This window comes from Pseudoalteromonas sp. 23_GOM-1509m (assembly GCF_000518425.1).
GTDB lineage: Bacteria > Pseudomonadota > Gammaproteobacteria > Enterobacterales > Alteromonadaceae > Pseudoalteromonas > Pseudoalteromonas tetraodonis.
Window position 1 is genome coordinate 175,902 of the sequence record NZ_JADO01000010.1, and the last position, 25,860, is coordinate 201,761.

Below are 25,860 nucleotides of genomic sequence, written 5' to 3' on the forward strand. Positions count from 1 at the left end.
GTATTTTAACTCATATACTCGCAATGAGACAGGTAAAAGCCATTAAACTTTTAATAAAGCGTTATTACCTTTTGCATTTTGTGAAAATATAACTAAATAACGCTTAACATGTACTTAATTTAAGAGCTTAAAAGTGAGTAAAATAGCAGTGCTGATGTTTACTCACTTTTATATAAACAGCTTACTTTTGCTGTAGTTTCTTCCACAATAGCGTGCTGATGTGTTCAATAAAAGCCGCATCTTGTGCAGCCATAACATCGAGTATTGGTTTGTTCATTTGGCTTTTATTTTGAGAGTATATCCAGCGATTTTTATTAAAGCTTTGCGCAAACTCTAACACACCCGTTTGCAAGGCTTGCTCATCAGCAAAAATTGCTTCTACCACATTTTGCTGTAACAATTTTTGCGCATCAACACGCTCGCCTGTCATGGCTAAGCGGTTAAAAAATTGCGGATTAATCGCTTTATTAATAATCGGAAACATAGACGGTACAAACGGCACTAATACATCGACTTCGGGGAAACAAAAGAAGCCTTTGTCTGATTTCATAAATCTAAAATCACAGGCACACGCCAGTACCGAACCATTACCATAAGTGTGGCCGTTTAGCGCGGCAATAATAGGCATAGGAAAAGTAACAATACGTTTAAACAAGGCACCTATCGAGTTCATGAAAGCGGCAATTATTTGTGGTGTGTTGTCAGGGTTTGCCATCCACTGTAGATCAATGCCTAACGACCAACTTTTATCGCTACTTGAGGTTAGCACCACCGCTTTAATATGCTCGTTAGCCTCAATCGTATCTAGGTGTTGATTAAACTCGTTTATAAAGGTTGGATTATGGCGGTTTTCTGCTGTATTCATAGTAAGGATAGCCGTGCTTCCTTGCGTGGTAATTTCTATTAATGCTGTCATTAGACCCTCATTTAGTGCTTTTAGCTGCGCTTTTAGCACTTTTCATTACTTTTATAATTATAAATAGAATAGTAATACGTTGTATGAAATTTATAAAGCGTCTATTTTTGTAACCATTAAAGGAGCGAGAGCTTAAGCCATAGCGTTTAAATATTCGCGCAATTACAACCACCCTTTTTGTCGGGCTATACGTGCTGCATCAATTCGGTTTGTGGCATTGAGTTTAGCAATTGCATCGGATAAATAATTACGCGTTGTGCCTTCACTTATATAAAGCTGTTTTGCTATTTCGCTGGTTTTTAATCCATCACTTGCAAGTTTTAACGCTTTGCGTTCTTTATCTGTGAGTGGATCGGTATCGTCTAATGCGTTAATTGCCAGCTCTGGGTCAATCACCTTTTGCCCTTGCATTACTTTTTTAAGCGCATTGATTAGCTCTTCGCTTGGCGCTTCTTTTAAAATAAAACCTTTAACACCCGCACTTAAAGAACGCCTAATATAACCGGCTCGCGAAAAGGTGGTCATAATTACCATGTTAATTGCAGGGTGCTTAGCGGCTATTTGTTCACTAAGCTCAATACCATTCATGCTTGGCATCTCTATGTCGGTTAAGACAATATCTGGATGTAAGTCTTTATCAAGCGCGCTGATTTCATTTAACGCATCTTGGCCATTACTTGCTTGACCAATCACCTCAATATTGAAATCAAGGCTTAATAAGGCTGCAACGGCATCGCGCACCAGTGCTTGGTCTTCAACTAAATATACTTTGATCATTTTAAATCCTCAGCACTCAATGGCAGCACAACAGTTAAAGTAAATGTGTCGCCACAGGTAAATGTTGCATTGCCATTTAATTGCTCAGCCCGCTCTTTAATGCCATTTAAACCATTACCTGCTTTTAATGTAGTGCATGGCGCATTATCAATAACGTTGATAACTAATTGCTGCTTTGTTTGCTCTATATTGATAGAACCGTTTTTTGTACTGCTATGGCGTAATAAATTAGTAACCGACTCTTTAATAATAAGGCTCGCAATGCCCTCTACTTTAACGGGTAAGATCGCTAAATTAACGTTAAACTTTATTTTAAAACCTTGCTCTTTGAGTGTTTGTTTTAGCTGTGTTATTTGGCTCACTAGGTCGAGTTGCTTTAAATCACTTACTGCGTTTCGTACATCACTCAGTAACTGTCTTGCAAGATCTGCTACTTGGGCTATTTCGTTATTGGCCTGATCGTATCGTTCACCTTGATTTAGTTTATTCGCAAGCTCAGCTTTTAAAGCTATTGATGACAGTGAGTGACCTAAAATATCGTGTAAATCTCGGGCTATGCGCTCACGCTCAGCAATGGCTGCTAGTTGCTCTAATTGCTTTGCGCTTTCTTGCTCACGAATTTTATGTAAATGCTCTCTTTTTGCCGCTATACCATAGCTAAATAGGGCCGCACATAAAATTAAAGCCACCGCTAAAAAGTACTCAAGCTTAGCTATGTCACCCACATAGGAGCTTAGCAAAACAGTTAAAATTATCGCTAATGCGGCATAAACTCTTTGATAATTACTATATGTATAGCCCGCTACATAAGCTATAAAGCCAAATAAGGTTGGTGTACCAGCGCTATAAAAAGTGGCACTAAAACACACCAGTAACATAGCGATAACTAACTTAGTTACTCCCCCATTTTTGCAATTTATTGCTTTTACATATAACAATATAAAAGGCTAAAGACAAGATGATTTGATGAGCCGTAAAGTTAGCAAAATCAATGATCATCGGGAGTAAATAAAAACCGGTAAAAACTAAATGACCATATTTCCAAAAATCTTTATCGCTTTGCTGAGAAAACCTGTTAACCGAGCTCATACCAATACCTCTGGCCTATTATTTTTATTTATAGCACTCTTTTTATTAATAAATACAAATAACATAAAAATGCATACGAACATAAAACAATCGACATAAGTGATAGTAAAACTTAGTGTTTCTAAAAAATCGCTAATGCTTAAGCTTGTTAAAATTAAAGAATTCATAACACCCTCCAATATAAGTAAGGTAACTATGCCAGTGGGCAAAATAGATAAGAGTGTGAAGTGTCATTAACTTGGCTGACATTTGTCATGAAATAGAAAAATTCATCTTCTGAGTGTAAAAGCAATGCTAATATAGCCAAAAAAAGTGACCAGGAAATTTAATGCAGTCCCAACAACAAAGCTTAATTTACTTACACATTGCCGTACTTTTATTTGGCGGTACCGCCTTATTCGCAAAGCTAATTGGTTTGAATGCATTAGATATTACCGCTTATCGCGCGGCTATCGCTGGGCTGGCAATTTGTGTGCTACTAACTTTGCAAAAAAAACCAATTAAGCTGCATCGCGCTAAAGATTATGTGATTGCCATTTTATTAGGCGTTGCCGTAGGTATTCACTGGGTAACCTATTTTGCAGGCATGCAATTGGCAGGAATTACCGTGGGCATGTTAGCCTTTTTTACCTATCCCGTGATCACGGTATTTTTAGAACCCCTATTTAATAAAAGTAAGCCCAAAACAAAAGATATAATAAGTGCTGTGGTGGTGATTTTTGGCATTTATTTATTGATCCCTAACGTTAATTTAGGCGATGACATCACTTTAGGTGTTGTGACGGGCGTGGTATCAGCATTATTTTTTGCTCTTCGTAATATTACTCATAAACGTTACTTTAGCGAGTATGGTGGACCGCAAACCATGTTTTACCAAACCTTAGTGGCAAGCCTGATGCTGTGTGCTTTTATTGAAGTACCCATAACAAAAATTAATGATACTGATTTAATATTGCTGCTTATTGCCGGTGTGGTGTTTACTGCGATGCCGCATTCGTTATTTGCAGCGAGTTTAAAACATTTATCAGCAGCGACCGCTGGATTGATTTCTTGCTTACAGCCCCTTTATGGCACAATACTGGCTATAATTATTCTGCACGAACGCCCCTCAGTGATGACCCTGATTGGTGGCGCACTGATTGTTAGTGCTGCGTGCTTTGAAACTTGGTCAATTTCACGGAAAAAGCAGCCATGAAAATATTTGCACATAGAGGCGCAAGCACACACTTCCCCGAAAATACGCAAAGCGCCATTATAGCGGCGTTAAAAGCGAATGTAGATGGCATTGAGGTTGATGTACAAAGCGCGCTTGATGATTATGTTATTATTCATGATACCTACCTCGATAGAACCACTAATGGCAAAGGCAAAGTGTGCGACTTTAGTGCCCAGCAAATTAAACAGTTTGATGCAGGAAATGGCGAACAAGTCCCTACTTTGCAGCAATTAATAGACTGGAATAATAACCAAACCTTACTCAATTTAGAGCTAAAGCATACCTTTGAACTTGAAAAGTTTGCAACCGTGCTTGAAAGTAACATTGCGAACAAAAAAATAACCGCAGACAATATTTTAGTTTCATCATTTAATCATCATCAACTACACTGGCTAAAGAGCCGTTTACCGTGGCTTAAAATTGGCGCACTTACTGCATCAATTCCATTGCAGTATGCAAAGTTTGCACAAGACTTACAGGCCTACAGCATTCATATTGACAAAAACTTTATGAACAAACCGTTTGTAGACGATGCCAAAATACGCGGTTTACAAGTATTTGCTTACACCGTAGATGAAGTCGAAGATATTAAACTGATGCTTGCCTGTGGTGTTGATGGTATTTTTACTAACGACCCTGAACGAACTAAGCATTATTTAGCGCAATTAAATGAACTATAACTAATTATTTAATTGCCATTTATGCTATAAAAACAATAATTTAGTAGGTCACTATTTAATGAGTAGCTACATGCGTATTTATAATTTTTTAGAACAAACACTGTTTTATACTTTAACCCGAAAAATAGTTGGGAATTTAAGTTTTGTTTTTTTATTTCAAGCCATTACTTTGTTTTGGTTGCACAGTAGCTTAACCGAAAACCAGCAAAGCACTGGCTTATTTTGGGCACTTGCGCTACTTATTATTGCAGGCTTTATTTTTACTATTTTTTATATGCGCTTTTTAATTGTGCGCCCGGTAAAAGCAATGCGCGATACGCTCATTAATATTAATCAACAAGATGCGAATTTAGCAGCCAAATTACCCCATTTCACGTTTGATGAATTTAGAGACTTAAGTGAGCAATACAATCAATTTACTACCCATTTAAATAGTTTATTAAGCACTACCTATACCAGCGCCCAAGAGAGTGTGCAGAGTAACAGCCAAGTAACGCAATCAATGCAGCACACAGAGCAGCTAAGCGAACAGCAAATTAATTTAAGCCACACCATTATTAATGCCAGTAACCAAATTACCCAAAGCCTGCAGGCTATAGTAAGCAACACTGATAGCGTACATCAGGTCAATAATGAACACCTTAATTTTGTAAAGCTCTCTGCTGGTGAGCTATCAAAACTAGTTGAGCAGGTAAGGCTTATTAATGAAATGCTGGGTAGTTTTTCTAAAACGATTGCGGGCTTGAAAGAGAACAGCGAAAACATTCGCAGTATTTTAAAAATGGTTGAAGAGTTTTCGGATCAAACTAACTTATTAGCACTAAATGCAGCCATAGAAGCGGCACGCGCTGGTGAAGCGGGGCGAGGTTTTGCCGTGGTTGCCGATGAAGTTCGTACCCTATCGGTAAAAGTAAGCGACGCAACACGCCAAATTAGTGATTTTATTACCCAAATGAATGAGCTCGTTAATGAAACGAATAAAGAGTCAGAGCAATTAATAAACCACTCAAATAATGCGCAAACATCAATTAACACCACCTCTGATGGGTTTGGTAAAATGCTCAATGAGTTTGAACATAATCAACAACAATTGCAGCAAATAGCCAATGCCGTACACTTGCTCGAAGATACCCAAAACCAAACGCATGAATCGGTTGAGCAAATTGTGGCGCTAGGCGAACAAGCCAAGCAACAAATAGATACAGCACTGCATGATTCTGAACAATCACAAAAGCTAAGCCAACAAACCCAACAACAGTTAAAACGCTTTGTAGATTAGGCAATAACAATTTCACCCAAGCCGCGATTATGCTAAATTAAGCGGCTTGTCATTTAACTGTGTGAAGTATGTGAGCGACGTAAAACCAAACTATGAACAGCTAGCCCAGCAAATAAAATTATGGGGCCAACAACTTGGCTTTAGTGAAGTGGGCATTACTGACATTGATTTAACTAAGCATGAAGCACAGCTTCAGCGTTGGCTTGATGCAGGGTATCATGGTTCAATGGATTACATGGCTGCACATGGAATGAAACGCGCCCGCCCTAGCGAACTAGTCCCTGGCACGCAACGAGTTATTTCAGTAAAAATGAATTACCTGCCGCCAGATTCAGGCTTTGCCAAAAACCTTAAAAATACCGAGAAAGCCTATATCAGCCGCTATGCGCTTGGCCGTGACTACCACAAATTAATGCGTAATCGGCTCAAGCAATTAGGTAAAAAAATTGAACAGCAGGTAGGTGACTATGGCTTTAGGCCTTTTGTTGATTCAGCGCCAGTGCTTGAGCGTCAATTAGCTGAAAAAGCAGGGCTTGGCTGGCGAGGTAAACATTCTTTATTAATCAATAAAGAGGCTGGTTCTTGGTTTTTTTTAGGCGAGTTATTTGTAGATTTACCACTGCCTATTGATGATGAAAACACGTTCGAAGGTTGTGGTAAATGTGTTGCCTGTATAACCCTTTGCCCTACCGGCGCTATTGTAGAACCTTATGTGGTAGATGCACGTAAATGCATATCGTATTTAACCATAGAGCATCAAGGGGCTATTCCAGAGCAATACCGAACCTTAATGGGTAACCGCATTTATGGTTGCGATGATTGCCAGTTAGTGTGCCCATGGAATCGCTATGGACAAATTACCGACGAGCAAGACTTCCACCCCCGTACACAATTAAAAAATAAAGACTTACTCGCATTATTTGCCTGGGATGAAACTACCTTTTTAACAAATACCGAGGGCAGCCCTATTCGGCGTATTGGCCATGAGCGTTGGTTACGAAATATAGCGGTTGGCTTAGGCAACGCAGATTTTAGTCCAGCGATTATTCATGCACTTGAAGATAAACGCAAAACGGTCAGTGACATGGTGAATGAGCACATAGAATGGGCACTTACCCAGCAACATGATAAACAAAGACAAAAGCTGCGCAAAACAGCACGGCTAATACGGATTGTTGAAAAAGGCCTACCCAGAGACGCGTAAGCCTATTGCCTAAAAAAACGCGACATAATGTCGCTGATACAAGCTATCTGCCTAATCGTAGCGACGAGTTTAGCCCGCGCCTCGCAGCCCGTAACCCGCACCTTTAGGCTTTGTCTGTAATCACTCTCTTTACGAGCTCTTTGCCCTCTTTGTGCATAATTAACTAAGATCTGATTTAACACAGAGAAGAAAATGAGGAGTAAATGAGAAACCACAATTAAAATACCGATCTTAATTAACCTGTTACTCCTACCTTTCGTCTTTAACCTTTAAAAGACGCGATATAAAGTCGCTGCTACAAGTCAATATATCTAATCGTAGTAAGGAATTTACCCCGCGCCTCGCAGCCCGTAGCCCGTATTTTTAGCCTTTGTCTGTAATCACTTTCTCTGTGAACTCTGTGCCCTCTTTGTGTAATTTACTAATATCTTATTGAACACAGAGAATAAAATGAGAAGCCACAATTAAAGTACCGATCTTAATTAACCTGTTACTCCTACCTTTCGTCTTTAACCTTTAAAAAACGCGACATAATGTCGCTGATACAAGCTATCTGCCTAATCGTAGCAAGGAATTTACCCCGCGCCTCGCAGCCCGTAGCCCGCACCTTTAGGCTTTCAACAATAAAGCAAGATCTTGCTCTATTTCTGCAAAGGCTTTTTTAACTTGATCCACTGACTCCTGACGTGCAACCGAGTTTTGTATGGTTTCGTCTACTTTTTTATAAATAAAAATTTCTTGGTCTTCATCCAATCCCATAGTTGGGATCCGCTCTTCGAGTTCTTCTTGTAAATGCTTAAATACTTTTTCGTTATTAATACGACTGTCGTTCAACATCCCAATTAAACGATGAAACTTACTATGCACAGTACCGGCAACTTTATTTAACCGCTCCTGCTGCGATATCAGCATCTGCTTAGTGGTAATGGCTCGTAATTGTTGCTCGGTTACACTTACAATAAAGCAAATATGATCACGTATGCGTCCGTGCTTTTGCTCGTCATGCTCTGGCATATTTAAAATCAGTAAACTCACAAGCTCGTAGTTAACCAAAATGCGATGAGAAAACTCATGCAATCGTCCTTTGCTTTTAAGCATTTCAAATAACTCAATTACAATTGGAGAACACACCCCATTGAGCGCAAAGTGCGACTTAGTATCGTTACATCTAAATTCAATATTACTTTGTAGGCCAAATGCCTGTAAGCATTCTACTAATGCTTTGCCAAGCTCTTGTACATCGTTAATAAAACCAATATTTTCAATGTAATTTACTATCTGACCCATTTCGCTGCTATTTGCCATGGCATTAAAGGCGGTAGAGGTCGCTTCTTTTACTTGCTTTTCAAGCTGTTGTTTTTCTATTAAGACTTGATTTAGTTTATTCAGTTTTTGCTTTAATTCGTCGTGCCCAAACGGTTTTACAATATAGTCTTCCGCGCCTACTGAATAACCTTCCATGCGCTCCTCAACCGTACCTCTTGCAGATACAAACATCACGATGATGTCATGGGTAATGGGGTTAGCTTTAAGCTCTTTACATACTTCATAACCATTCATTTTTGGCATACTTACATCAAGTAATATAACTTGAGGCATATACTCTTCAACCATACTTAAGCATTCAGGGCCGCTTGAAGCTAGCTTAAGTTCAAAATCAAGATCCTCTAATATTTCTTCAATTATTTCGAGGTTAAATGGTTCATCGTCGACTGCAAGAATTTTAGTTAAAGCCATAATTTTTCATCCATATAAATTAAAACAATTCGATTGTTAGCCGCTATTTTTCACTAATTGCTCATCAGCTAGGTATTCATCTAAGTTTATTTCTAAAGGAACTTGTATCGAAATTGTTGTTCCACCAAGGCTGTTATTGCATGCTTTAATACTGCCTTGATGCAATGAAACAAACTCACGACACAAGGTAAGACCCAACCCGGTTCCACCTGCACCACTATTCGTTTTACTGCTTTGCTCAAATTTATTGAAAACCATTTCAAGTTCCTCTTCAGGTATTCCTATACCGCTATCTATCACTGCAATGTTTGCATTGTCATCGTCTCTTTGCATGACAACTTCAACAGTACTGTGCTCTTCACTAAATTTGAGTGCATTACTCAATACATTTCTCAAAACCTGATTTATTTGCTCTTCATCGCACTGTGCAACAATCGGCGCGTTATCAGAGCTAAAAACAATATTTATATCTTTTTCAATAGCAATACCGGCAACATCATCAATACTGGTTTTAACAATAGTCGCTAAATCATAAGCCCGTGGGTTGAATGGAAATTTACCAACATCTAATTTAGAAAGGTCGAGTAAATTATTAAGTAACGATAGTAGTCTTTGCCCACTTGATTCAATACGAGTTAAATACTTCAAAAGTTTATCTTTGCTAAAATCACCCTCTTGTAACTTGCTAATACCAAAACGTGAAAAGCTCAATATAGAGTGCATAGGGGTTCTTAGCTCATGCGACATATTTGCCAAAAACTCTGATTTACTTAGATTAGCCGCTTCGGCAATATCTTTCGCATGCTCAAGCTGTGAAGTACGTGCCCTTACTTGCTCTTCTAAAAGATCTTTGGCTTCCAACAGTAGATCTTCTTTTTGTTTTAAATGACTAACATTTTTAAAAATAACCGCTAACGCTATTTCGCCATGGTGGTCTATTTCATTAAATGATCCAACTAGCGGAATTTTACTTCCGTCTTTATTTACAATGTGTAAGTCACAACTAAACTGACGATTACTGTTTAATGTAGAGATTTTATCTTTTATTGCCTGCACCGAGTCATCATCTAAAAAATGAAATAACGAGTGAGCAATGAGCTTTTTAAACTTTAAATTAAATAATTTTAAGCAGGCATCATTGGCCTCGACTATCTTGCCTTTGCGTTCAAATAATAAAATAGGATCGGGGGTATTTTTAAAAATGACCTGCAGTAGGCTGTCTTTTTCAATCAGCACATCAACTGTTTCTTGTAATCTTTCTACTAGCTCAGCATTGTGACGTTTTAGCAGCTCGGTTTGCCATAATTTATGTACAGCCTGTAGTAACACATTGTCATTTAAAGGCTTAATTAAAACATCTTCAACACCTTGGCGAATGGCTTCTAACATAGATTGTTCAGGGCGTGAGGTTACTAACAAGCAACGACTATGCGGTTGTATTTTTTTTAAACTCGAAAATATCTCTAAACCAGAACCCGGTTGTAAGCTAAAGTCACTGATTAAAATATCAATACTCCTGAGCTTGGCAATATTAATTGCTTCATCATGGTTTGTTGCGGTGTATACCTCAATATGAGCGCCATAAAGGCTACTTTTGAGTGACTCTAATCGCTCATTAACATGATCAACGAGTAAAATTGTCGGCAGTTTAAAAATGTGATCTGGACCTATCTCTAATAAGGCCTCAATTAAAGACGTTATTTCTTTATTGGAAAAGAAGGGGTAGATAATGGTGGCATTGGGTATCAAGTCATTTAATTTGGAAAATGCGCTAAGCAACTCCCCTGATTCTGCTTTTGGCGCTAATAACAAAAATGATTGATAAGTCGCTTTCTCAACAACTATCGATACAACATCGGTTGGCACGCCTTGAGAAAATACCAACAAGTCATAAATGTCTATGTCTGTATTTTCATCAAACATAGCAAAGTGGACTAATTCAACTTGGCAGCCAATTAGTTCTAATAACACTTTTAAGCGCATAGCAATCATGCTACTGCTATCAATAATAAGTATTTTTCTCGCCATTTAGACACACTTTAAAGAGTTAATTAAACACCTTTTCAGCATAGTCTAGAATTTTTGGTTTAGCATAATCACCTACGTAAAAGTGAATTTTGCTGCCTTTTGTTATGGTACTAGGTTAAATGCTTACCAAAAATAGTCAGGCTGTACAGCTGATTGTCCATTCTTGCTACGTTAGGCAGCTCTCCCCATACTGCAAAATCAAAATGCTTAAATAATTTAATGCTCGGTTCGTTGTGACTAAAAATAAACCCAAGTAATACTTCGATATTAAGTTGCTTGGCTTGTTGTTGTGCAAATTGCATCAGCTTTTTACCCAACCCTTTTCCTTGGGCTGCTGCCGTAATGTAAATGCTTAACTCAACGGTGCCATCGTAAGCTGGGCGGCCATAAAACGATTTATAACTAAGCCACGCTAATACTTGGTTGTTCTCACAGTAAACAAAAATAGGGCGTTGAGCAGTATGGCTATCAAACCAAGGTTGTTTATCAGCGACGGTCACCTCTTCGGTATCGGCGGTGACCATTCGACTAGGGATAGTTTCATTGTAAATAGCAACAATGGCAGTTAAATCATCAGGTTTTGCTAAACGTATAGTCATAGAAAATAAAGTAAAATTGATCAATTTAGCCTATAGTAGCGTATGATAAGTTACATAAATACTCTAAAAACGCACTTAAGGTAATAGCATGATAAAAAAAATAATACTTGGTTTAACCCTAGCGTTAAGTTGTGTTTCGCTAAATACATATGCCGCAGACTCGCCCCTCCCTTCATTAGATGCAAACACCTGCAATGACTTCACGAATGTTTCACTTAGAAAGTTGCGCTCAACTGAAACCATTAACTTATGTGATTTTAAAAACCAGCCTCTTTTGATTGTTAACACTGCGAGTAACTGCGGTTTTACGCCGCAATTTGAAGGTTTAGAAGCGCTTTATAATAAATACAAAGACGAAGGCTTGGTGGTATTAGGCTTTCCATCAGATGATTTTTTTCAAGAAGAGAACGATGAAAAAGATACCGCTAAAGTGTGTTACGTAAATTATGGTGTAACTTTCCCTATGCTGGCCACCAGCGCAGTTCGAGGTAGTGACGCAAACCCTATTTTCAAGCATTTAAACGCCCAAACCAGTTCACCAAACTGGAACTTCTATAAATACGTGGTATCGGCCGATCGCAAAACGATTACGCGTTTTAACAGCCGCGTAGCACCGGATTCAGCAAAACTAGAAAGCGCAATCAAAAGTGCATTTTAACTTTGTGTTTTCAGTTTAACCTTACTAAGATGTTGCTATCAAATTTAAAAACTAAACTTACAGGTAGGAGAACTTATGGCAGTTGCAAGTGCAAGGCACATACTCGTAGACAGTGAAGCACAATGTTTAGACCTTAAAGATAAAATTGAGCAAGGTGAAGACTTTGCAGAACTCGCTAAACTGCATTCTAATTGTCCATCAGGTCAAGATGGTGGTGCATTAGGTGAGTTTGGCCCAGGTATGATGGTGCCTGAATTTGACAAGGTGGTATTTTCAGCGCCGCTAAATCAAGTACAAGGCCCTGTACAAACACAGTTTGGTTACCATTTATTAGAAGTAACCAGCCGCTCAGAGTAAGTAAATCGATTTATTAATAAAGCCGCATCAGCGGCTTTTTATTTATGTGGAGTTGGCAAAAGCCCTATTATGCAACTATTTGGCTCTATTCCTTCCCCTTATGTTCGCCGTATTAGAATCTGGGCACAACAAAACAATTGTGCGCTTGAATTTATTAATCTCGATATTTTTTCTAAAGACGATCGGCCGTTGGTGGTCACAAAAAATCCAGCAGCCAAAATTCCTATATTGGTCGATGACACGCTTACCCTAAGTGATTCAAATACCATACTGCGTTATTTACTTGAAAAAACCCAGCACCCCCCACTTACATGGCCTCAAGAGCACTTTTTAATTAGGGCCTGTTGATCTTTCAAGGTTAAATTTACAGCAGTCTGTTTGGTATTTAGGCAAGGCAGAGCCTATGTGGTGTGGTTATTCCCCATAAATAGGCGATAACGTAGCATTAATGCCAAACAGGCGCTGCCCGAAGGGTTCTGCCTAGGGGCGATTAACTCTTTGTTGCCTACATGGATGTAGGTAAGGGGCGTGAGCAGGACGCGGAAGCTTTGCTCGGTTTTTACTTAGCCCACTAGGTTACAAACCTCGCGCCGCGATTAAATCGTCCCTAGTTTGAAGAAATTTTAATCCGTAAAGGTCAACAGGCCCTAGCATCAATGCCTGCAATGATTCATTCGTTGAATTACTGTTATGCCAACGTTCTGGATTTGACACGCAAGCTGATAAACTATTTTTTAATCTGCAAAATGAGCGGATTGCGCAAACTTTAGACTATTTAAATGATCATTTATGCGATGATGAATTTAAAAGCTGTGAATGCCTCAACATCAGTTTATACTGCTTACTTGATTGGATATGCTTTCGTGAACTAGCCGATTTTAGCGCGCAGCCGCAATTAGTTAAGTTTCATGAGGCGTTTAGTCCGCGTCAAGCGGCTAAAAATACCAACCCTCGACTTAAATTTTAAAAGGTGGATACATGAGCGATATCGAAATTGAATCACAACTAGTTAGCTTTGTAGAAAAAGTACGTGTTAGTGAGCAGATCTGGGCACTGGGTGCCGATGATGGTGGCTTTGTTGTATGTGAGTCAAATCAGTTTGACGACACCGATGTACTTTTACTGTGGGAATCACAAGACGCAGCACAAGCACAATGTAAAGAAGAGTGGCAAGACTACAGCCCTGTAGAAATAAACCTTGATGAGTTTTTAGATGATTGGGTTGAAGACCTAAAATCTGATGATGCATTAGTAGGTTTAAATTGGAATGACGATCAGGTGTGTGTAGAAATTGAACCAGTTGGTTTAGCTCGCGCGCTAAGCGAATAAGTTTTAGGCGTTAGTTCGCTGACATTATCCCAACTAACAGCAACGGTTAGTTGGGGTATAAAAATAATAAAAACTGTCAAGGTAATACGTTGAAAACCCATCTTGGTCGTCGTCCATTTTCAGCTATGGAGCTGCATACGCTCTATAACGGATATATTTATAGTGATACACGGCTTGCCCGCGAACAAGCTAAACACTGGCATTTTTGGCTGCCCTTAATTGCTTATTACAGTGGCGCTTACAGTGATGAAATTGGCCATTTAACCCTAGATGACTTGGTGGTTAAAAATAGCATTCTCTGCTTTAGCTTTCATACTCATGGTAAAATTAAACCCCGTTTAATTCCTGTACATAACGCCCTTATTAAGGCCGGACTTAATGATTATTTAGCCTACGCAAAAGCGCAAAAACACACACGTTTACTGTTTGACCTCCCAGCAAAAACAGGACGCTACAGTGAAAAAGTACGCATTTGGTTTTCAGGCGAGGGCGAACGTGCGGGGTATTTGCAAAAATGTGCAATTCCTTCGGTGGATCAACTCGGTATGAAAACCGCCATTAGTAGTTTACGGCTTAACTTTGAACAGCAAATTCGTATTTATGCCCTGCAAGCAGGCAACAAAGACTGCTTTAATTATTTAATGGGCTTTAATGATTACCCTCATGATAACTTTAACGATATAGCCTTGTTAAATAAGGTGCTACAACAGATCCGGGTTATCAATTCCCATATTCATTGGCAGCGGTTTTTAGCCCGAGATAGCCACTGACAAACTTTGTTACTCTTTTCCTTAGCGATCTGCGCTTACTCTAGTAAAAAAAGCTGTTAGGATGAAGTGCCGTCTATATGACTGTTTCTAACAACAAAAAATCTAGGGATAACTATGTTTTTAAAAAGCCTCTTAACCGTGAGCGTTGCGCTTGCGATGAATGCTGCTCATGCTAACGAATTCGTCATTGAAAAACTCGCAAAGCCAAGTTCACAAAAAGTCGCTTTAACGCTCGACCCAAGTCAGGATACCTTTACAGGAATGACCGAGATCAGCTTAGAAGTGCTCAAACCAACACACTTCATTGAGCTCAATGGTGTTGATTATGCAACTAAAATGGTGCAACTACTAGGCGAGCAAAACTGTGATTTAAACAGCGAAATGCTTAAAACAGGTAAGGTTAAATTTAGCTGTGAAGAGCAAATTCAGCCAGGTAAATACACCTTAAAAATAGATTTCTCAGCGCCATATAATCGCCAAAGTGTGGGGCTATATAAAACCCTAGATCAAGGCGTTCCTTATCTTTTCACCCAATTTGAAATGAGCGATGCCCGTCGAGCATTTCCGGTGTTTGACGAACCAAGCTATAAAATTCCGTTTCAGTTAACCATTACCGCCCCCACCTCACAAAAAGTGTATTCAAATACACCTGAGCTAAAAACGACGGTGAATGGCGATATGACCACCCATTACTTTGATAAAACGCCACCAATTCCATCTTACTTAGTGGCTATGGCTGTAGGTCCATTTGAAGAGCTAGAAATTAAAGGCATGCCTATTCCTGGGCGTGTGATCACCCCACAAGGTAAAATTCATTTAGCGCAATATGCAAAAGAGAACATGCCTAAAGTACTGGGCGCACTTGAAGACTACTTTGGTATTCCTTATGTATATAAAAAGCTAGATTCAGTGGCTGTTCCTGAATTTCCGTTTGGCGCTATGGAAAATTCAGGCTTAGTGACTTACCGCGAAGATATTCTTCTGGTTGATTTAGAAGCTGCAACGCGTAGTAAAAAACAACGTAATGTCTCTATTATTGCCCATGAATTAGCTCACCAATGGTACGGTAACTTAGTGACTATGAAGTGGTGGAACGACTTATGGTTAAACGAGGCGTTTGCAAGCTGGATGGCGGCAAAAATTACTAAGCAGCTTAATCCTGAGTTTGAATCACACCTAGATTTACCACAAAACAACGTAATGGCGTTAGATGCACGTTTAAGCACTAAGCCAATTCGTAAACCAATTAAAACCGAAGCCGATATTATGGATGGTTTAGGCCTTGCCTACAGCAAAGGCAGCTCAGTACTGGCGATGGTTGAAAACTGGATTGGCGAAGAGGCATTTCAAGCTGGTATTCAGAACTACTTAAAAGAATTCTCCTATAAAAATGCAGAAGCTGCCGATTTATGGGAAGCACTTGGTAAGGCTTCAAATAAAGATGTAGCGAGCGTTTTAAAATCGTTTATTGAACAGTCGTCATTCCCGCTAATTAACGTTAAGCAGCAAGGTAAGAGCATTACGATTTCGCAAAGTCGTTTTGCCAATGCCGGTGTTGAAGCTCCTGCTCAACTGTGGAATGTACCGGTTGCGATTAAATATGGTGCTGGCGATAAAGTACAAACAGCCAATGTATTATTAAATAAACAAAGCCAAACGCTAGCATTAGACTTTGAACCAGAGTGGATTTATCCAGATCAAGGCGCGCTAGGTTATTACCGTTGGGTAATGGATGATGCGCAATTTAATGCGTTAATAGATAATGCAGCTAGGGTATTAAACGACCGTGAACGCTTAGCCCTATTATCGGCAACAGATGCCCTACTTGATGCCGGTGTCATTTCAGCGGCTAAATTAATGCAAACGCTTGAAGTATTTGCCAGCGATAGTCATCCACGCGTAGCTAACACTGCTTTAGGTTATTTAGCGTCACAGCAGCGTACCTTTAAAGACGATAGCAATAAAGATTTATGGCCTACGTTTATTCAAAATGCGGTGATGCCTGCCGCTAAAAAATATGGCCTAGAAGCAAAAATGGGCGAAGATGGCGCAGTAGCTCAACTTCGTGCCGCGGTAGTATCACGCTTAGGGTTTGATGGTGAAGATAAAAATGTGATCAATAAAGCCAAACAGCAAACACAAGCTTACTTAAACGATCCACAAAAGGTAGACCCTTATTTAGCAGGTACTTATTTACGCCTTGCGGCTTTTCATGGGGATAAGGCGTTGCTAGATCAGTTTATGACAACCTTTAAAACCACCAAAGATCCACAAGTGCGTACCAATATGCTGGCAGCAATGGGTTACTTTGGTAAACCTGAACTACAAAAAGCGGTACTGGCGTATAGCTTAACAGACGAAGTAACGGCTTCTGATATGCGTACTATTTTATCGGGTCAAAGTTACACCGATGAACGCCAAGCACTGTTTATTGATTGGATTTATAGCAACTACGATAAAGTAACAGCAAGCTTGCCACCATTTTTTGTGCCTAACTTACCTTACTTTACTACCGCCAGCTGTGACGCTGACAGTTTAGCTACAACGCAAAGTTTCTTTGACGCTAAACTGGATGCTGTACCCGGTTATGCGCGTACGTTAAGTAAACTTGCAGAGAGCACCAATGACTGTATTGCACTTAAAAACCGTGAACTGAAATCAGTCAATAGCTTTTTAAATAGCAAATAAGTTAAAGTTTATAGGATGGCGGGCTGCGGGCGACGAGTAACGAGCCGAAAACCTCAAACTCGGGCTAATGGCTGATGTTTTCTCATTTACTTCTCATTGTCTTCTCTTTGTGTAATAAGATCTTAAAAAATTTATTCACAAAGAGGTTAAGAGGCGCTGCGCTTTTAGAGGTAGTAATTAAAGACAAAGGTTAAGGGTTAAAGGTTAAAGGTTAAAGATTTTATCTTGCACCTTTTGCCTTTAGCCCTGCACCACTCTATTAACCGCCAATAATCATCGTTAGCTTTGCTATAAACTCTTTTGCCGCTTGTTCAGAGTTAATTTTAAAAGCGACACCATAATGAATAGGCTGCGTACTTTTATAAATACGGGTAGGAAAACGGGTCATTTCACTGCTATGAAAATAGCCTTGAGTACGCACAACCCCATCAATATCAGTAAAGTCATCGCTAAACACTTCAAATGCAGGTCGGATCACAATTTTACCTTTACCTGCTTCCGCATGGGTATAAAACGCTTCTTTAGAGTTTACTAGCATATACTCAGCTATGTTTTTTATTTTAAAGTTACTTCTACACTCTAGTTTGATCAGCTGCTCGGTTAACTCGTCTGCACTAAATGCCACGTGACTTTCCTTTTTATTTAATAGGGGGTTAGGGTCTGTTGACCTTTCAGAGTTAAATTTGCAGCAGTCTGTTTGGTATTTAGCCAAGGTAAAGCATATGTAATGTGGTTATTCCCCATAAATAGGCGATAACGCAGCATCAATGCCAAACAGGCACTGCCCTTCGGGTTCTGCCTAGGGGCGATTTACTCTTTGTTGCTCAGTTTTGACTTAGCCCACTAGGTTACAAACCTCGCGCCGCGATTAAACCGCCCCTAGTTTGAACAAATTGTAATCCGCAAAGGTCAACAGACCCTAGACTAACTCATGCATGAGTGAAAGTCCGAAATTTATTTATTCACTACACACAAAAGCTAATTGCTGATTTTTATAACTCAACCGGCTTATTTCAGTATCGCAATATTGGCTTAAATCAAGCCACTGCGATATAGCAGAGCCGCGTGTTAATTTACGCTGGTAAACACGGTTTTTAATTGCGTAAGCAATGGTATTTTCATCTTTTAAGATGAAGTCTTGTACTTGGTTTGGCAGTCTAAGTATATCGGTAACTTGCTTAGTTTGTGGATCAAAACGCGCTAAGTGATGCTGCCCGTGTTTACTATGGCTAAATAAAAACTCAGCCTGCGCTTTATTATAAATAAGCGTGCGACCAATATCGCTTGCTACCACCTCACCTTTTGCCGCAGCAACCGAGGTATATTGCAAAGTGTGTGGTTCGCCTAAAATAAACATCACTAAATCGTTGTTACTTCCCCAAGCGTGATAGCCTACAGGTTCAATCCAATCAAAAATACGACTTGCAGCCAACTCGGGTGCCAACGGATATTGCCATAGCTTTTGTTTACCATCGTCTTCAACGACAATCGCCGATAAGTGCTGCCCATCAGGTGTTAAAGTGGGCGAGTATTCACTTTGTGGCGTATTAGTGACCATAGAGGTTTGTTTTGATGATAAGCTGTAAAGCGCAATATCTGTTTGACTCTGGTCATTACTGATTATTTCTCGGGTATAGTATAGGCCGGTGTTGGTTAAATGAGGTTGATTGTTATAGCTCGTTTTATCACTAACAATGCTTACACGTATACCATGCGGAGTATTTAAATCGGCGAGCAAAATTTGGCTTTTAGGCATACTTGCCTGAGCAATATCTAGCGTTAAAGCATTTACAGCTATAAGCCCTAACAATGGTTTAATCAGTTTCATGCTTTCTCTCGTTTTAATTTTAAGCACCTCATGATAACGTTATTTCCTGATGACGTCACTTGACCTAAGTCAGTCAACTCTTTATAACTAACGGGTCATAAAAAAGAGAACAAACATGTCAGCTAAACACCCTATTATTGCAATCACCGGTTCATCTGGAGCGGGCACAACGACCACCACTAACGCCGTGAAGCATATTTTCCGTAGCCTTGATATCAATGCGGCATTTATCGAAGGTGATAGCTTTCATCGTTATACACGTCCTGAAATGGACAAAAAAATTCGGGAAGCACAGCAAGAAAGTAAACACATTAGCTATTTTGGCCGAGAAGCTAACGACTTTGGCGCCTTAGAAGACTTATTTACTAAATACGGTGAAACCGGCGAAGGAAAACTTCGTCGTTATTTACACACCTTTGATGAAGCCGTGCCTTATAACCAGTTACCTGGGACATTTACCCCATGGCAAGAACTTGAGCAAAATACAGACCTGATGTTTTACGAGGGTCTACATGGCGGTGTAGTTGATGAAGATCATGATGTTGCTAAACATGTTGATTTACTCATAGGCATGGTGCCTATTATTAACCTTGAATGGATCCAAAAGCTCATTCGCGACACCTCAGAACGCGGCCACTCTCGTGAAAAAGTCATGGATTCTATTGTGCGCAGTATGGATGACTACATTAATCATATAACGCCGCAATTTTCTCGTACCCATATTAACTTTCAGCGAGTCCCCACCGTTGATACTTCCAACCCATTTAGCGCTAAAGATATCCCCTCCCTTGATGAAAGCTTTGTTGTGATTCGCTTTAGGGGGATTGATGATGTTGATTTTCCGTATTATTTGCGGATGATTGAAGGCAGTTTTATGTCGCGTATAAACACCTTAGTGGTGCCTGGTGGTAAAATGGGTCTCGCGATGGAACTGGTACTCACGCCTCTGATAAAAGATATTATTTTGAAAAAACGCGCCTTAGCAAAGTTAGCCCCTCCTGAAATTCCTATTTAGACTCTTTTTTGTGAACTCTAACTCACGTACACTGCTGATTTTAAGTATGACGAGTTTAATATGTCGCAATCAATTAAAATTATTGTTGGGTCTAAAAACCCAGTAAAAATCAATGCCGCTAAACATATTTTTGCGATGTATTTTCCTGAGCGTGTAATCGAATGTAGTGGTGTTCACGCGCCCTCAGAGGTACCCGATCAACCCCTAGGTGAAGAGCAAACCTGCTTAGGGGCACAAAATCGCGTTAATTACTGTAAAAACCACTATCAGGCAGACTACTATGTGGCGATGGAAGGTGGTGCAGCTCAATTTAGCTATGGTGCGGCAACCTTTGCCTATGTAGTTATTGATAATGGCGCACAGCAAGTTACAGGCCGAAGCAGTAACTTACCCCTGCCCACTGTGTTTTATAAAGCATTGCTTCAAGGTGAAGAGCTTGGTGACGTGATGGATAAAGCCTTTAATACCACCAATATTAAACAGCAAGGGGGTGCTATTGGCTTATTAACTGATCATCATGCAACACGAGAAAGTACCTATACTCAAGCGCTGACACTCGCCATGGCGCCTTTTCTTAATCCCACTCTATATAATCAATAACGGATGTTTTAATGAAGTATAACTACGTATTATTTGATGCCGACGAAACCTTATTTAGCTTTAATGCCTTTGCTGGCCTTAAAAAAATGCTAGCAACCTATGACATGGATTTTACCGAGGCAGATTATGCCCATTACCAAAACACCAATAAGTCATTATGGATTGCTTATCAAAACAACGAGATCACCTCAAGTCACTTACAAGTAACTCGTTTTAGCGAACTGGCAAATAAACTTGATGTGCCAGCTCAACAGCTCAATGATGATTTTTTATCAGCAATGGCCGAAATTTGTATGCCTTTACCCGGCGCCGTTGAATTATTAAATGCCCTTAAACCCCATGCCAAGCTGGGCATTATTACCAATGGCTTTTCTCAGTTACAAGCACGTCGCCTAGCGCATACGGGGCTGCAAGATATGTTTGACTGGTTAGTTATTTCTGAGCAAGTTGGTATTGCTAAACCTGCAAAAGAGATATTTGAGCACACCTTTAACTTAATGGGTAATCCACCGAAAGAGCAAATTTTAATGGTCGGTGATACCGCCAGCAGTGATATTCTTGGCGGTCAAAATGTGGGAATTGACACTTGTTGGCTGCAACATCCTGGCGTGAACTTGCCTGAGGGAATTAAACCAACATATCAGGTAACCCAGCTTAAACAGTTGCAAACTATATTAGGACTTTGATAATAAAAGCCTGAGTGTAATTTAGCTGTTTAGCTAATTAACAAACAAAAAAATGACGCTAATAAGCGTCATTTTTTATAACTGTATATAAGTGATTAACTAATTAGGCGTTAGCTAGCTCAAGGCCGGGGGCAGGCATCGTCACAGGCGTTTCAAAGGTTGCCCACTCCCATGCTGACTCTGTTGCCATAATTTTGCGTAGTAACTTATTATTTAAATCATGGCCTGATTTAAATGCGGTTACTTTGCCTAAAAGGTTGTGACCTGTCATAAACATGTCACCTACACAGTCTAGTATCTTATGCTTGACGAACTCGTCTGCGTAACGCAAACCGTTCGGATTTAAAACTTTAAATTCATCAAGTACAACTGCGCTATCCATGCTGCCACCTAGTGCTAGGTTGTTAGCATGCATGTATTCAATGTCTTTCATAAAGCCAAAAGTACGTGCACGGCTTATCTCTTCAGTAAAGCTTTGTGCCGTAATATCTAAACCAACACGTTGGCGGCTTTCATTAATTGCAGGGTGATCGAAGGCAATTTCGAAATCGATGTGGAATCCGTCGTAAGGTTCTACTTCGGCCCATTTATCACCTTCTTCAATACGTACTTTTTCTTTAATACGAATAAAGCGTTTTGCAACATTTTGCTCTTCAATGCCGCCTTTTTGTAATAAATAAATGAATGGCAATGCACTACCATCCATTATTGGTACTTCTGAGCTATCAAGTTCAACAATTAAATTGTCGATACCCATTGCCGCAACCGCCGCAATTAAGTGCTCAGTAGTCGATAAACGAACGCCATCTTTGTTAATTAAACAGGTACACAATTGCGTATCACCAACGGCTTCAGGTGTTGTTTCAAAATCAACAACCGGATCAAGGTCGACACGACGAAATACAATCCCAGTATTTGCGTTCGCAGGTCGGAGAGTTATTGTGACCTTCTCACCTTTATGAAGTCCAATTCCTATGGCTTTGACTACTTGTGCAATCGTACGCTGTTTAATCATAGGTTCGCTCACTTTAGTATATATTACAGTTAGACGGCGGAGTGTAGCATAAATACGGTATAACTACAATATTCGTTCACATTTCGCACAAAAGTACTGTTTTTTATTAATCTGCTTGTTTACGTAAAAAAGCAGGGATGTCGAAATAATCGCCACCTTCAGATTTATCTGTTTTCTTAGCACTGCTTGACGACGTATTCGCTGAAGAACTTGAAGAGCTCGTCGATGTGCTTTGCTCTTTTGATTCTGTTTGCGTAGTCGTTGCAGGCTCTTCTGTACTTGCGCCTTGGCTTGCAAAGCTAGGAACATACATGCTGCTGCTTGTTTGCGTGCTTGAACTGGCTACATCAGAACCTGATGCTTTTTTAAAGCCATTATCTACAATACCAAACTGTGGACGACGATCGCCGCCTAAGCCAGTTGCAACAACCGTTACACGTAGCTCGTCTGTCATTTCAGGGTCGATTACCGCACCCACAACCACCGTTGCGTTTTCAGACGCTAGCGCCTTAACGTGATTACCCACGATTTCAAATTCTTCAATCGCGATATCCATGCCGGCAGTAATATTAACCAAGATACCTTTAGCACCGGTTAAATCAACGTCCTCTAGTAATGGGCTTGAAATAGCCGCTTCTGCTGCTTCTTGTGCACGATCAGGACCCGAGGCAGATGCAGTTCCCATCATGGCTGTACCCATTGCAGACATAACAGTACGTACGTCGGCGAAATCCACGTTAATTAGACCCGAGCGTGTGATTAGCTCAGCAATACCCTGTACCGCACCAAATAATACGTCATTTGCTTTAGCAAACGCATCCAGTAAAGTTGTCCCTTTACCTAATACTTTTAGTAATTTGTTATTTGGAATAGTAATTAACGAGTCCACGATTTCAGACAATTCGCTAATCCCCTGCTCTGCAGCAGCAGCACGTTTTTTACCTTCAAAATCAAATGGACGCGTTACAACTGCCACGGTTAGAATGCCCAGCTCTTTAGCAATTTTAGCCACGACTGGCGCTGCTCCGGTCCCTGTACCGCCGCCCATACCTGCCGCTATAAATACCATATCGGCGCCTTCAAGGCTGGCACGAATCGTTTCTGCGTCTTCTTCAGCCGACTGACGGCCTACTTCAGGGTTTGCACCCGCACCTAACCCAGAGGTTATTTGCGTACCTAATTGTACCGTTACATCAGCGGCTGAATTACGTAATGCTTGTGCATCCGTATTCGCTGCAATAAAACGAACACCTTCTATTTGTTGTTTTACCATGTGCTCAACTGCGTTACCGCCGCCGCCACCAACACCGATTACTTTTATTACAGCTTCTTCGCTGTGTTGTTCCATTATATCAAACATATTTACTCTCCGACTTGAGTACTAAAACTCGCCTTGAAACCATTTTGTGATGCGGTTCCACCAATTATTATTATCATCCGCTTTCGACTTTTGTGCATTCATCGACTGCATAGTACGCCCGTATTGTAACAAACCTACAGCGGTTGCGTACGATGGATCATCAACATAATCAGTTAAACCTACTACACCAATTGGTTTACCTATTCTTACTGGCATCTGAAAAATATCTTCAGCCACTTCCATTGCGCCAGTCATTTTAGCAGTTCCGCCAGTAATGACGAGACCTGCTGCAATTTGGTCTTCTAATCCTGAACGACGAATTTCTTCCATCGCCAGTTCAAATAATTCTCTAAAACGTGGCTCAACCACTTCTGATAACGTGTGCCTAGACATCAGTCTTGCTGGTCGCCCACCTACGCTTGGCACTTCAATCGTGTCTTCGCTGCTCGCCATTTGGCTACTTGCACAGGCATATTGTACTTTGAGTGACTCAGCATGTGATATAGGTGTACGAAATATTTTTGCAATATCACCGGTTACTTGGTTACCTGCCACCGGAATAACCGCCGAATGACGCAGCGCACCATTAATATAAATAGTGATATCCATAGTACCACCACCAATATCAAGCACCGCAACACCTAACTCTTTTTCGTCATCCGTCAGTACGGAATAACACGAAGCAAGCGCTGTGAATATAAGTTGGTCAACTTCAAGCCCGCAACGTTCAACACATTTTTCTATATTTTTAGCCATGTCGTTGGAGCAGGTAATAATGTGCGCGCGTGCTTCCATGCGCACACCGCTCATGCCGAGTGGGTTTTTAATCCCCTCTTGCATATCAATGCTGTACTCTTGCGGCAAAGCATGCAACATTTTGCGTTCAGCTGAAATTGGCACTGAACGAGCAATGTGTATTACATTTTCAATGTCTTCATCGGTTACTTCGGTGTTATTAATAGCCACAACACCGCTTTCGTTCTGACACTGAATATGCTTGCCAGAAATACCCAAATAAACCGAGCTAATACGACAATCAGCCATCAATTCGGCTTCATCTATAGCGCGGCGAATAGACTCAGACACTAAATTTAAATCGTTAACACCGCCTTTATCCATTCCATGAGATACTTGGCTCCCCACGCCAACAATGCTGAGCTTGTTATCTGTGGTGATTTCACCTACCGTGGCCACTACTTTAGAAGTGCCAACGTCTAATCCAATCACTAGGTTTCTTTCTGCTGACTTAGTCATGCCTTACTCTTTATTATAATTGCTGTTCTTGCAGTGGCTTATAGCTCACTGCAAGGCCGGTATCGTAGCGTAAATCAATTGCATCTATCTGTGCATCAGCACGTTTTTCTATACGTGAATAAACGTCTATAAAACGTTGTACACGTTTGGCTTTATCTTTGCGTCCTAAATTTAAACGCACACCGTTATCTAACCAAAGTTGCCACGAAAACCGCTCAGATAGCGCAAGGCTAGTGAGCGTTAATGCATTGACTTTGAGCATTTCATCAAACTGTTTAAACGCTACCCATGCTTCTTTTTCACTGCCCTCTGGCCCATATAGTTGGGGTAAAGTGGCACTTAATTTATCACTTTTTGCTTCAAACGCGTCACCGCTTTGATTAATCAGCAAGTCACTATTCCAGTGAGCAACCGCTTGATGTTCTACCACGTAAACTTGAATGGTATCAGGCCATTGTTTTCTTACCGATACCGTTGCAACCCAAGGCAGCTCTTGTACTAAATGCTGAACTTGCTTTACGTTTAGCTCAAAAAAACTGCTTAAATCTGCTTTTTTTATTGCCGCTGTTATTGCTTTTTCATCGGTGTACTTAGGGTTCCCCAGCACCGTTAAATGCTTAATTTGTGCATCTTTATTTTCAACTAACCAGTGCGAAACCCCACTGGTTATTTCAATTAACCCTATCACCACGGCTAGAAAAAAACTCACTCCAAAAATCAGCGACCAGTTAAGTTGCTGTTTTAGTTGCTGCGCTTTCTCTAAAAAGGGATGCAT

At 40.2% G+C, this 25,860-nt stretch carries 24 protein-coding genes and 1 pseudogene; 13 read left to right on the plus strand and 12 right to left on the minus strand.

All coding sequences use genetic code 11. From position 1 onward, the window contains the following. Positions 1-181 precede the first annotated feature (181 nt). The 3 genes and pseudogenes from N523_RS0104300 to N523_RS18900 all read right to left on the minus strand — a co-directional run bounded on the left by N523_RS0104300 (position 182) and on the right by N523_RS18900 (position 2,782). Entirely contained in the window at positions 182-916 is a 735-nt protein-coding gene (locus tag N523_RS0104300) for an enoyl-CoA hydratase/isomerase family protein (RefSeq protein WP_028834424.1), read from the minus strand. 162 nt (positions 917-1,078) lie between these two features. After that, on the minus strand, positions 1,079-1,693 hold the full coding sequence (locus tag N523_RS0104305; RefSeq protein WP_028834425.1) for a response regulator transcription factor: 615 nt from the start codon (positions 1,691-1,693) through the stop codon (positions 1,079-1,081). Then, positions 1,690-2,782: pseudogene (locus N523_RS18900) on the minus strand (sensor histidine kinase). Before N523_RS18900 ends, N523_RS0104305 begins: the two are co-directional and overlap by 4 nt. A 328-nt stretch (positions 2,783-3,110) precedes the next feature. Between N523_RS18900 and N523_RS0104320 the strand changes: the two are divergent. The 4 genes from N523_RS0104320 (at position 3,111) to queG (ending at position 7,161) form a co-directional block, all read left to right on the plus strand. Beyond that, the gene (locus tag N523_RS0104320) at positions 3,111-3,977 is read left to right on the plus strand and encodes a DMT family transporter (protein ID WP_028834426.1); all 867 of its coding nucleotides are present in this window, start codon (positions 3,111-3,113) and stop codon (positions 3,975-3,977) included. After that, positions 3,974-4,678, plus strand: a complete 705-nt coding sequence (locus N523_RS0104325) for a glycerophosphodiester phosphodiesterase (protein WP_028834427.1) — start codon at positions 3,974-3,976, stop codon at positions 4,676-4,678. The genes N523_RS0104320 and N523_RS0104325 overlap by 4 nt, the downstream gene beginning before the upstream one ends. A gap of 58 nt (positions 4,679-4,736) precedes the next feature. Further along, entirely contained in the window at positions 4,737-5,957 is a 1,221-nt protein-coding gene (locus N523_RS0104330; protein WP_024601218.1) for a methyl-accepting chemotaxis protein, read from the plus strand. Between the two features lie 70 nt (positions 5,958-6,027). After that, a complete protein-coding gene (queG, locus tag N523_RS0104335; RefSeq protein WP_016899494.1) occupies positions 6,028-7,161 on the plus strand; it encodes a tRNA epoxyqueuosine(34) reductase QueG in 1,134 nt (377 codons plus the stop codon). A gap of 609 nt (positions 7,162-7,770) precedes the next feature. On the opposite strand, the gene N523_RS0104340 is transcribed toward queG, so the two are convergent. From N523_RS0104340 to N523_RS0104350, 3 genes are all read right to left on the minus strand, one after another. Next, the gene (locus N523_RS0104340) at positions 7,771-8,898 is read right to left on the minus strand and encodes a response regulator (protein ID WP_028834428.1); all 1,128 of its coding nucleotides are present in this window, start codon (positions 8,896-8,898) and stop codon (positions 7,771-7,773) included. A gap of 36 nt (positions 8,899-8,934) precedes the next feature. Beyond that, positions 8,935-10,926 carry an ATP-binding protein gene (locus N523_RS0104345; protein WP_028834429.1) on the minus strand — a complete coding sequence of 664 codons (1,992 nt, stop codon included), beginning with the start codon at positions 10,924-10,926 and terminating at the stop codon, positions 8,935-8,937. A gap of 110 nt (positions 10,927-11,036) precedes the next feature. Then, positions 11,037-11,525 (minus strand): GNAT family N-acetyltransferase, encoded by a 489-nt coding sequence (locus N523_RS0104350; RefSeq protein WP_013464075.1) that lies wholly within the window; start codon positions 11,523-11,525, stop codon positions 11,037-11,039. A gap of 88 nt (positions 11,526-11,613) precedes the next feature. Here N523_RS0104350 and N523_RS0104355 point away from each other — a divergent pair, with 88 nt between their 5' ends. The 6 genes from N523_RS0104355 (at position 11,614) to N523_RS0104380 (ending at position 17,327) form a co-directional block, all read left to right on the plus strand. Beyond that, positions 11,614-12,183, plus strand: coding sequence for a glutathione peroxidase (locus N523_RS0104355; RefSeq protein WP_028834430.1), 570 nt, complete (start codon positions 11,614-11,616; stop codon positions 12,181-12,183). Positions 12,184-12,258: 75 nt separating this feature from the next. Beyond that, positions 12,259-12,540, plus strand: coding sequence for a peptidylprolyl isomerase (locus N523_RS0104360; protein WP_008114778.1), 282 nt, complete (start codon positions 12,259-12,261; stop codon positions 12,538-12,540). A 69-nt stretch (positions 12,541-12,609) separates the two neighbouring features. Then, positions 12,610-12,888 carry a glutathione S-transferase family protein gene (locus tag N523_RS18905; RefSeq protein WP_036949825.1) on the plus strand — a complete coding sequence of 93 codons (279 nt, stop codon included), beginning with the start codon at positions 12,610-12,612 and terminating at the stop codon, positions 12,886-12,888. A gap of 630 nt (positions 12,889-13,518) precedes the next feature. After that, a complete protein-coding gene (locus N523_RS0104370; RefSeq protein ID WP_013464070.1) occupies positions 13,519-13,869 on the plus strand; it encodes a DUF2750 domain-containing protein in 351 nt (116 codons plus the stop codon). Between the two features lie 89 nt (positions 13,870-13,958). Further along, the gene (locus N523_RS0104375; RefSeq protein WP_028834431.1) at positions 13,959-14,639 is read left to right on the plus strand and encodes a hypothetical protein; all 681 of its coding nucleotides are present in this window, start codon (positions 13,959-13,961) and stop codon (positions 14,637-14,639) included. A gap of 114 nt (positions 14,640-14,753) precedes the next feature. Next, positions 14,754-17,327 (plus strand): M1 family metallopeptidase, encoded by a 2,574-nt coding sequence (locus tag N523_RS0104380; RefSeq protein WP_028834432.1) that lies wholly within the window; start codon positions 14,754-14,756, stop codon positions 17,325-17,327. A 259-nt stretch (positions 17,328-17,586) separates the two neighbouring features. Here the strand turns inward: N523_RS0104380 and N523_RS0104385 are convergent, their stop codons facing one another. Continuing rightward, positions 17,587-17,952 carry a hypothetical protein gene (locus N523_RS0104385; protein ID WP_013464067.1) on the minus strand — a complete coding sequence of 122 codons (366 nt, stop codon included), beginning with the start codon at positions 17,950-17,952 and terminating at the stop codon, positions 17,587-17,589. 333 nt (positions 17,953-18,285) lie between these two features. Next, complete coding sequence (locus N523_RS0104390) at positions 18,286-19,155, minus strand: hypothetical protein (RefSeq protein WP_028834433.1); 870 nt, start codon at positions 19,153-19,155, stop codon at positions 18,286-18,288. A gap of 115 nt (positions 19,156-19,270) precedes the next feature. Here N523_RS0104390 and N523_RS0104395 point away from each other — a divergent pair, with 115 nt between their 5' ends. The 3 genes from N523_RS0104395 to yjjG are packed head-to-tail and all read left to right on the plus strand — an operon-like array spanning position 19,271 to position 21,456. Beyond that, positions 19,271-20,170, plus strand: coding sequence for a phosphoribulokinase (locus tag N523_RS0104395; protein ID WP_008114793.1), 900 nt, complete (start codon positions 19,271-19,273; stop codon positions 20,168-20,170). 60 nt (positions 20,171-20,230) lie between these two features. Then, positions 20,231-20,770, plus strand: a complete 540-nt coding sequence (yjjX, locus tag N523_RS0104400; RefSeq protein ID WP_024601200.1) for an inosine/xanthosine triphosphatase — start codon at positions 20,231-20,233, stop codon at positions 20,768-20,770. 11 nt (positions 20,771-20,781) lie between these two features. Beyond that, a complete protein-coding gene (yjjG, locus tag N523_RS0104405; RefSeq protein ID WP_028834434.1) occupies positions 20,782-21,456 on the plus strand; it encodes a pyrimidine 5'-nucleotidase in 675 nt (224 codons plus the stop codon). Positions 21,457-21,559: 103 nt separating this feature from the next. Here the strand turns inward: yjjG and lpxC are convergent, their stop codons facing one another. The 4 genes from lpxC to N523_RS0104425 all read right to left on the minus strand — a co-directional run bounded on the left by lpxC (position 21,560) and on the right by N523_RS0104425 (position 25,860). Next, positions 21,560-22,471 (minus strand): UDP-3-O-acyl-N-acetylglucosamine deacetylase, encoded by a 912-nt coding sequence (gene lpxC / locus N523_RS0104410; RefSeq protein WP_028834435.1) that lies wholly within the window; start codon positions 22,469-22,471, stop codon positions 21,560-21,562. Between the two features lie 106 nt (positions 22,472-22,577). Next, positions 22,578-23,831: a cell division protein FtsZ gene (gene ftsZ, locus N523_RS0104415; protein ID WP_024601202.1), complete on the minus strand. Its 1,254-nt coding sequence runs from the start codon at positions 23,829-23,831 to the stop codon at positions 22,578-22,580. A 21-nt stretch (positions 23,832-23,852) separates the two neighbouring features. Further along, the gene (ftsA, locus tag N523_RS0104420) at positions 23,853-25,085 is read right to left on the minus strand and encodes a cell division protein FtsA (protein ID WP_013464060.1); all 1,233 of its coding nucleotides are present in this window, start codon (positions 25,083-25,085) and stop codon (positions 23,853-23,855) included. A 13-nt stretch (positions 25,086-25,098) separates the two neighbouring features. Next, entirely contained in the window at positions 25,099-25,860 is a 762-nt protein-coding gene (locus tag N523_RS0104425) for a cell division protein FtsQ/DivIB (protein WP_013464059.1), read from the minus strand.

Coding starts and splice junctions, on each gene's coding strand:
- N523_RS0104320 (WP_028834426.1), top strand. CDS start 3,111: ATGCAGTCCCAACAACAAAGCTTAATTTACTTACACATTGCCGTACTT.
- N523_RS0104340 (WP_028834428.1), bottom strand. CDS start 8,898: ATGGCTTTAACTAAAATTCTTGCAGTCGACGATGAACCATTTAACCTC.
- ftsZ (WP_024601202.1), bottom strand. CDS start 23,831: ATGTTTGATATAATGGAACAACACAGCGAAGAAGCTGTAATAAAAGTA.
- yjjX (WP_024601200.1), top strand. CDS start 20,231: ATGTCGCAATCAATTAAAATTATTGTTGGGTCTAAAAACCCAGTAAAA.
- N523_RS0104350 (WP_013464075.1), bottom strand. CDS start 11,525: ATGACTATACGTTTAGCAAAACCTGATGATTTAACTGCCATTGTTGCT.
- N523_RS0104355 (WP_028834430.1), top strand. CDS start 11,614: ATGATAAAAAAAATAATACTTGGTTTAACCCTAGCGTTAAGTTGTGTT.
- N523_RS0104325 (WP_028834427.1), top strand. CDS start 3,974: ATGAAAATATTTGCACATAGAGGCGCAAGCACACACTTCCCCGAAAAT.
- N523_RS0104305 (WP_028834425.1), bottom strand. CDS start 1,693: ATGATCAAAGTATATTTAGTTGAAGACCAAGCACTGGTGCGCGATGCC.
- N523_RS0104300 (WP_028834424.1), bottom strand. CDS start 916: ATGACAGCATTAATAGAAATTACCACGCAAGGAAGCACGGCTATCCTT.
- N523_RS0104380 (WP_028834432.1), top strand. CDS start 14,754: ATGTTTTTAAAAAGCCTCTTAACCGTGAGCGTTGCGCTTGCGATGAAT.
- N523_RS0104425 (WP_013464059.1), bottom strand. CDS start 25,860: ATGCATCCCTTTTTAGAGAAAGCGCAGCAACTAAAACAGCAACTTAAC.
- yjjG (WP_028834434.1), top strand. CDS start 20,782: ATGAAGTATAACTACGTATTATTTGATGCCGACGAAACCTTATTTAGC.
- N523_RS18905 (WP_036949825.1), top strand. CDS start 12,610: ATGCAACTATTTGGCTCTATTCCTTCCCCTTATGTTCGCCGTATTAGA.
- N523_RS0104330 (WP_024601218.1), top strand. CDS start 4,737: ATGAGTAGCTACATGCGTATTTATAATTTTTTAGAACAAACACTGTTT.
- lpxC (WP_028834435.1), bottom strand. CDS start 22,471: ATGATTAAACAGCGTACGATTGCACAAGTAGTCAAAGCCATAGGAATT.
- N523_RS0104345 (WP_028834429.1), bottom strand. CDS start 10,926: ATGGCGAGAAAAATACTTATTATTGATAGCAGTAGCATGATTGCTATG.
- N523_RS0104390 (WP_028834433.1), bottom strand. CDS start 19,155: ATGAAACTGATTAAACCATTGTTAGGGCTTATAGCTGTAAATGCTTTA.
- ftsA (WP_013464060.1), bottom strand. CDS start 25,085: ATGACTAAGTCAGCAGAAAGAAACCTAGTGATTGGATTAGACGTTGGC.
- N523_RS0104370 (WP_013464070.1), top strand. CDS start 13,519: ATGAGCGATATCGAAATTGAATCACAACTAGTTAGCTTTGTAGAAAAA.
- N523_RS0104395 (WP_008114793.1), top strand. CDS start 19,271: ATGTCAGCTAAACACCCTATTATTGCAATCACCGGTTCATCTGGAGCG.
- N523_RS0104360 (WP_008114778.1), top strand. CDS start 12,259: ATGGCAGTTGCAAGTGCAAGGCACATACTCGTAGACAGTGAAGCACAA.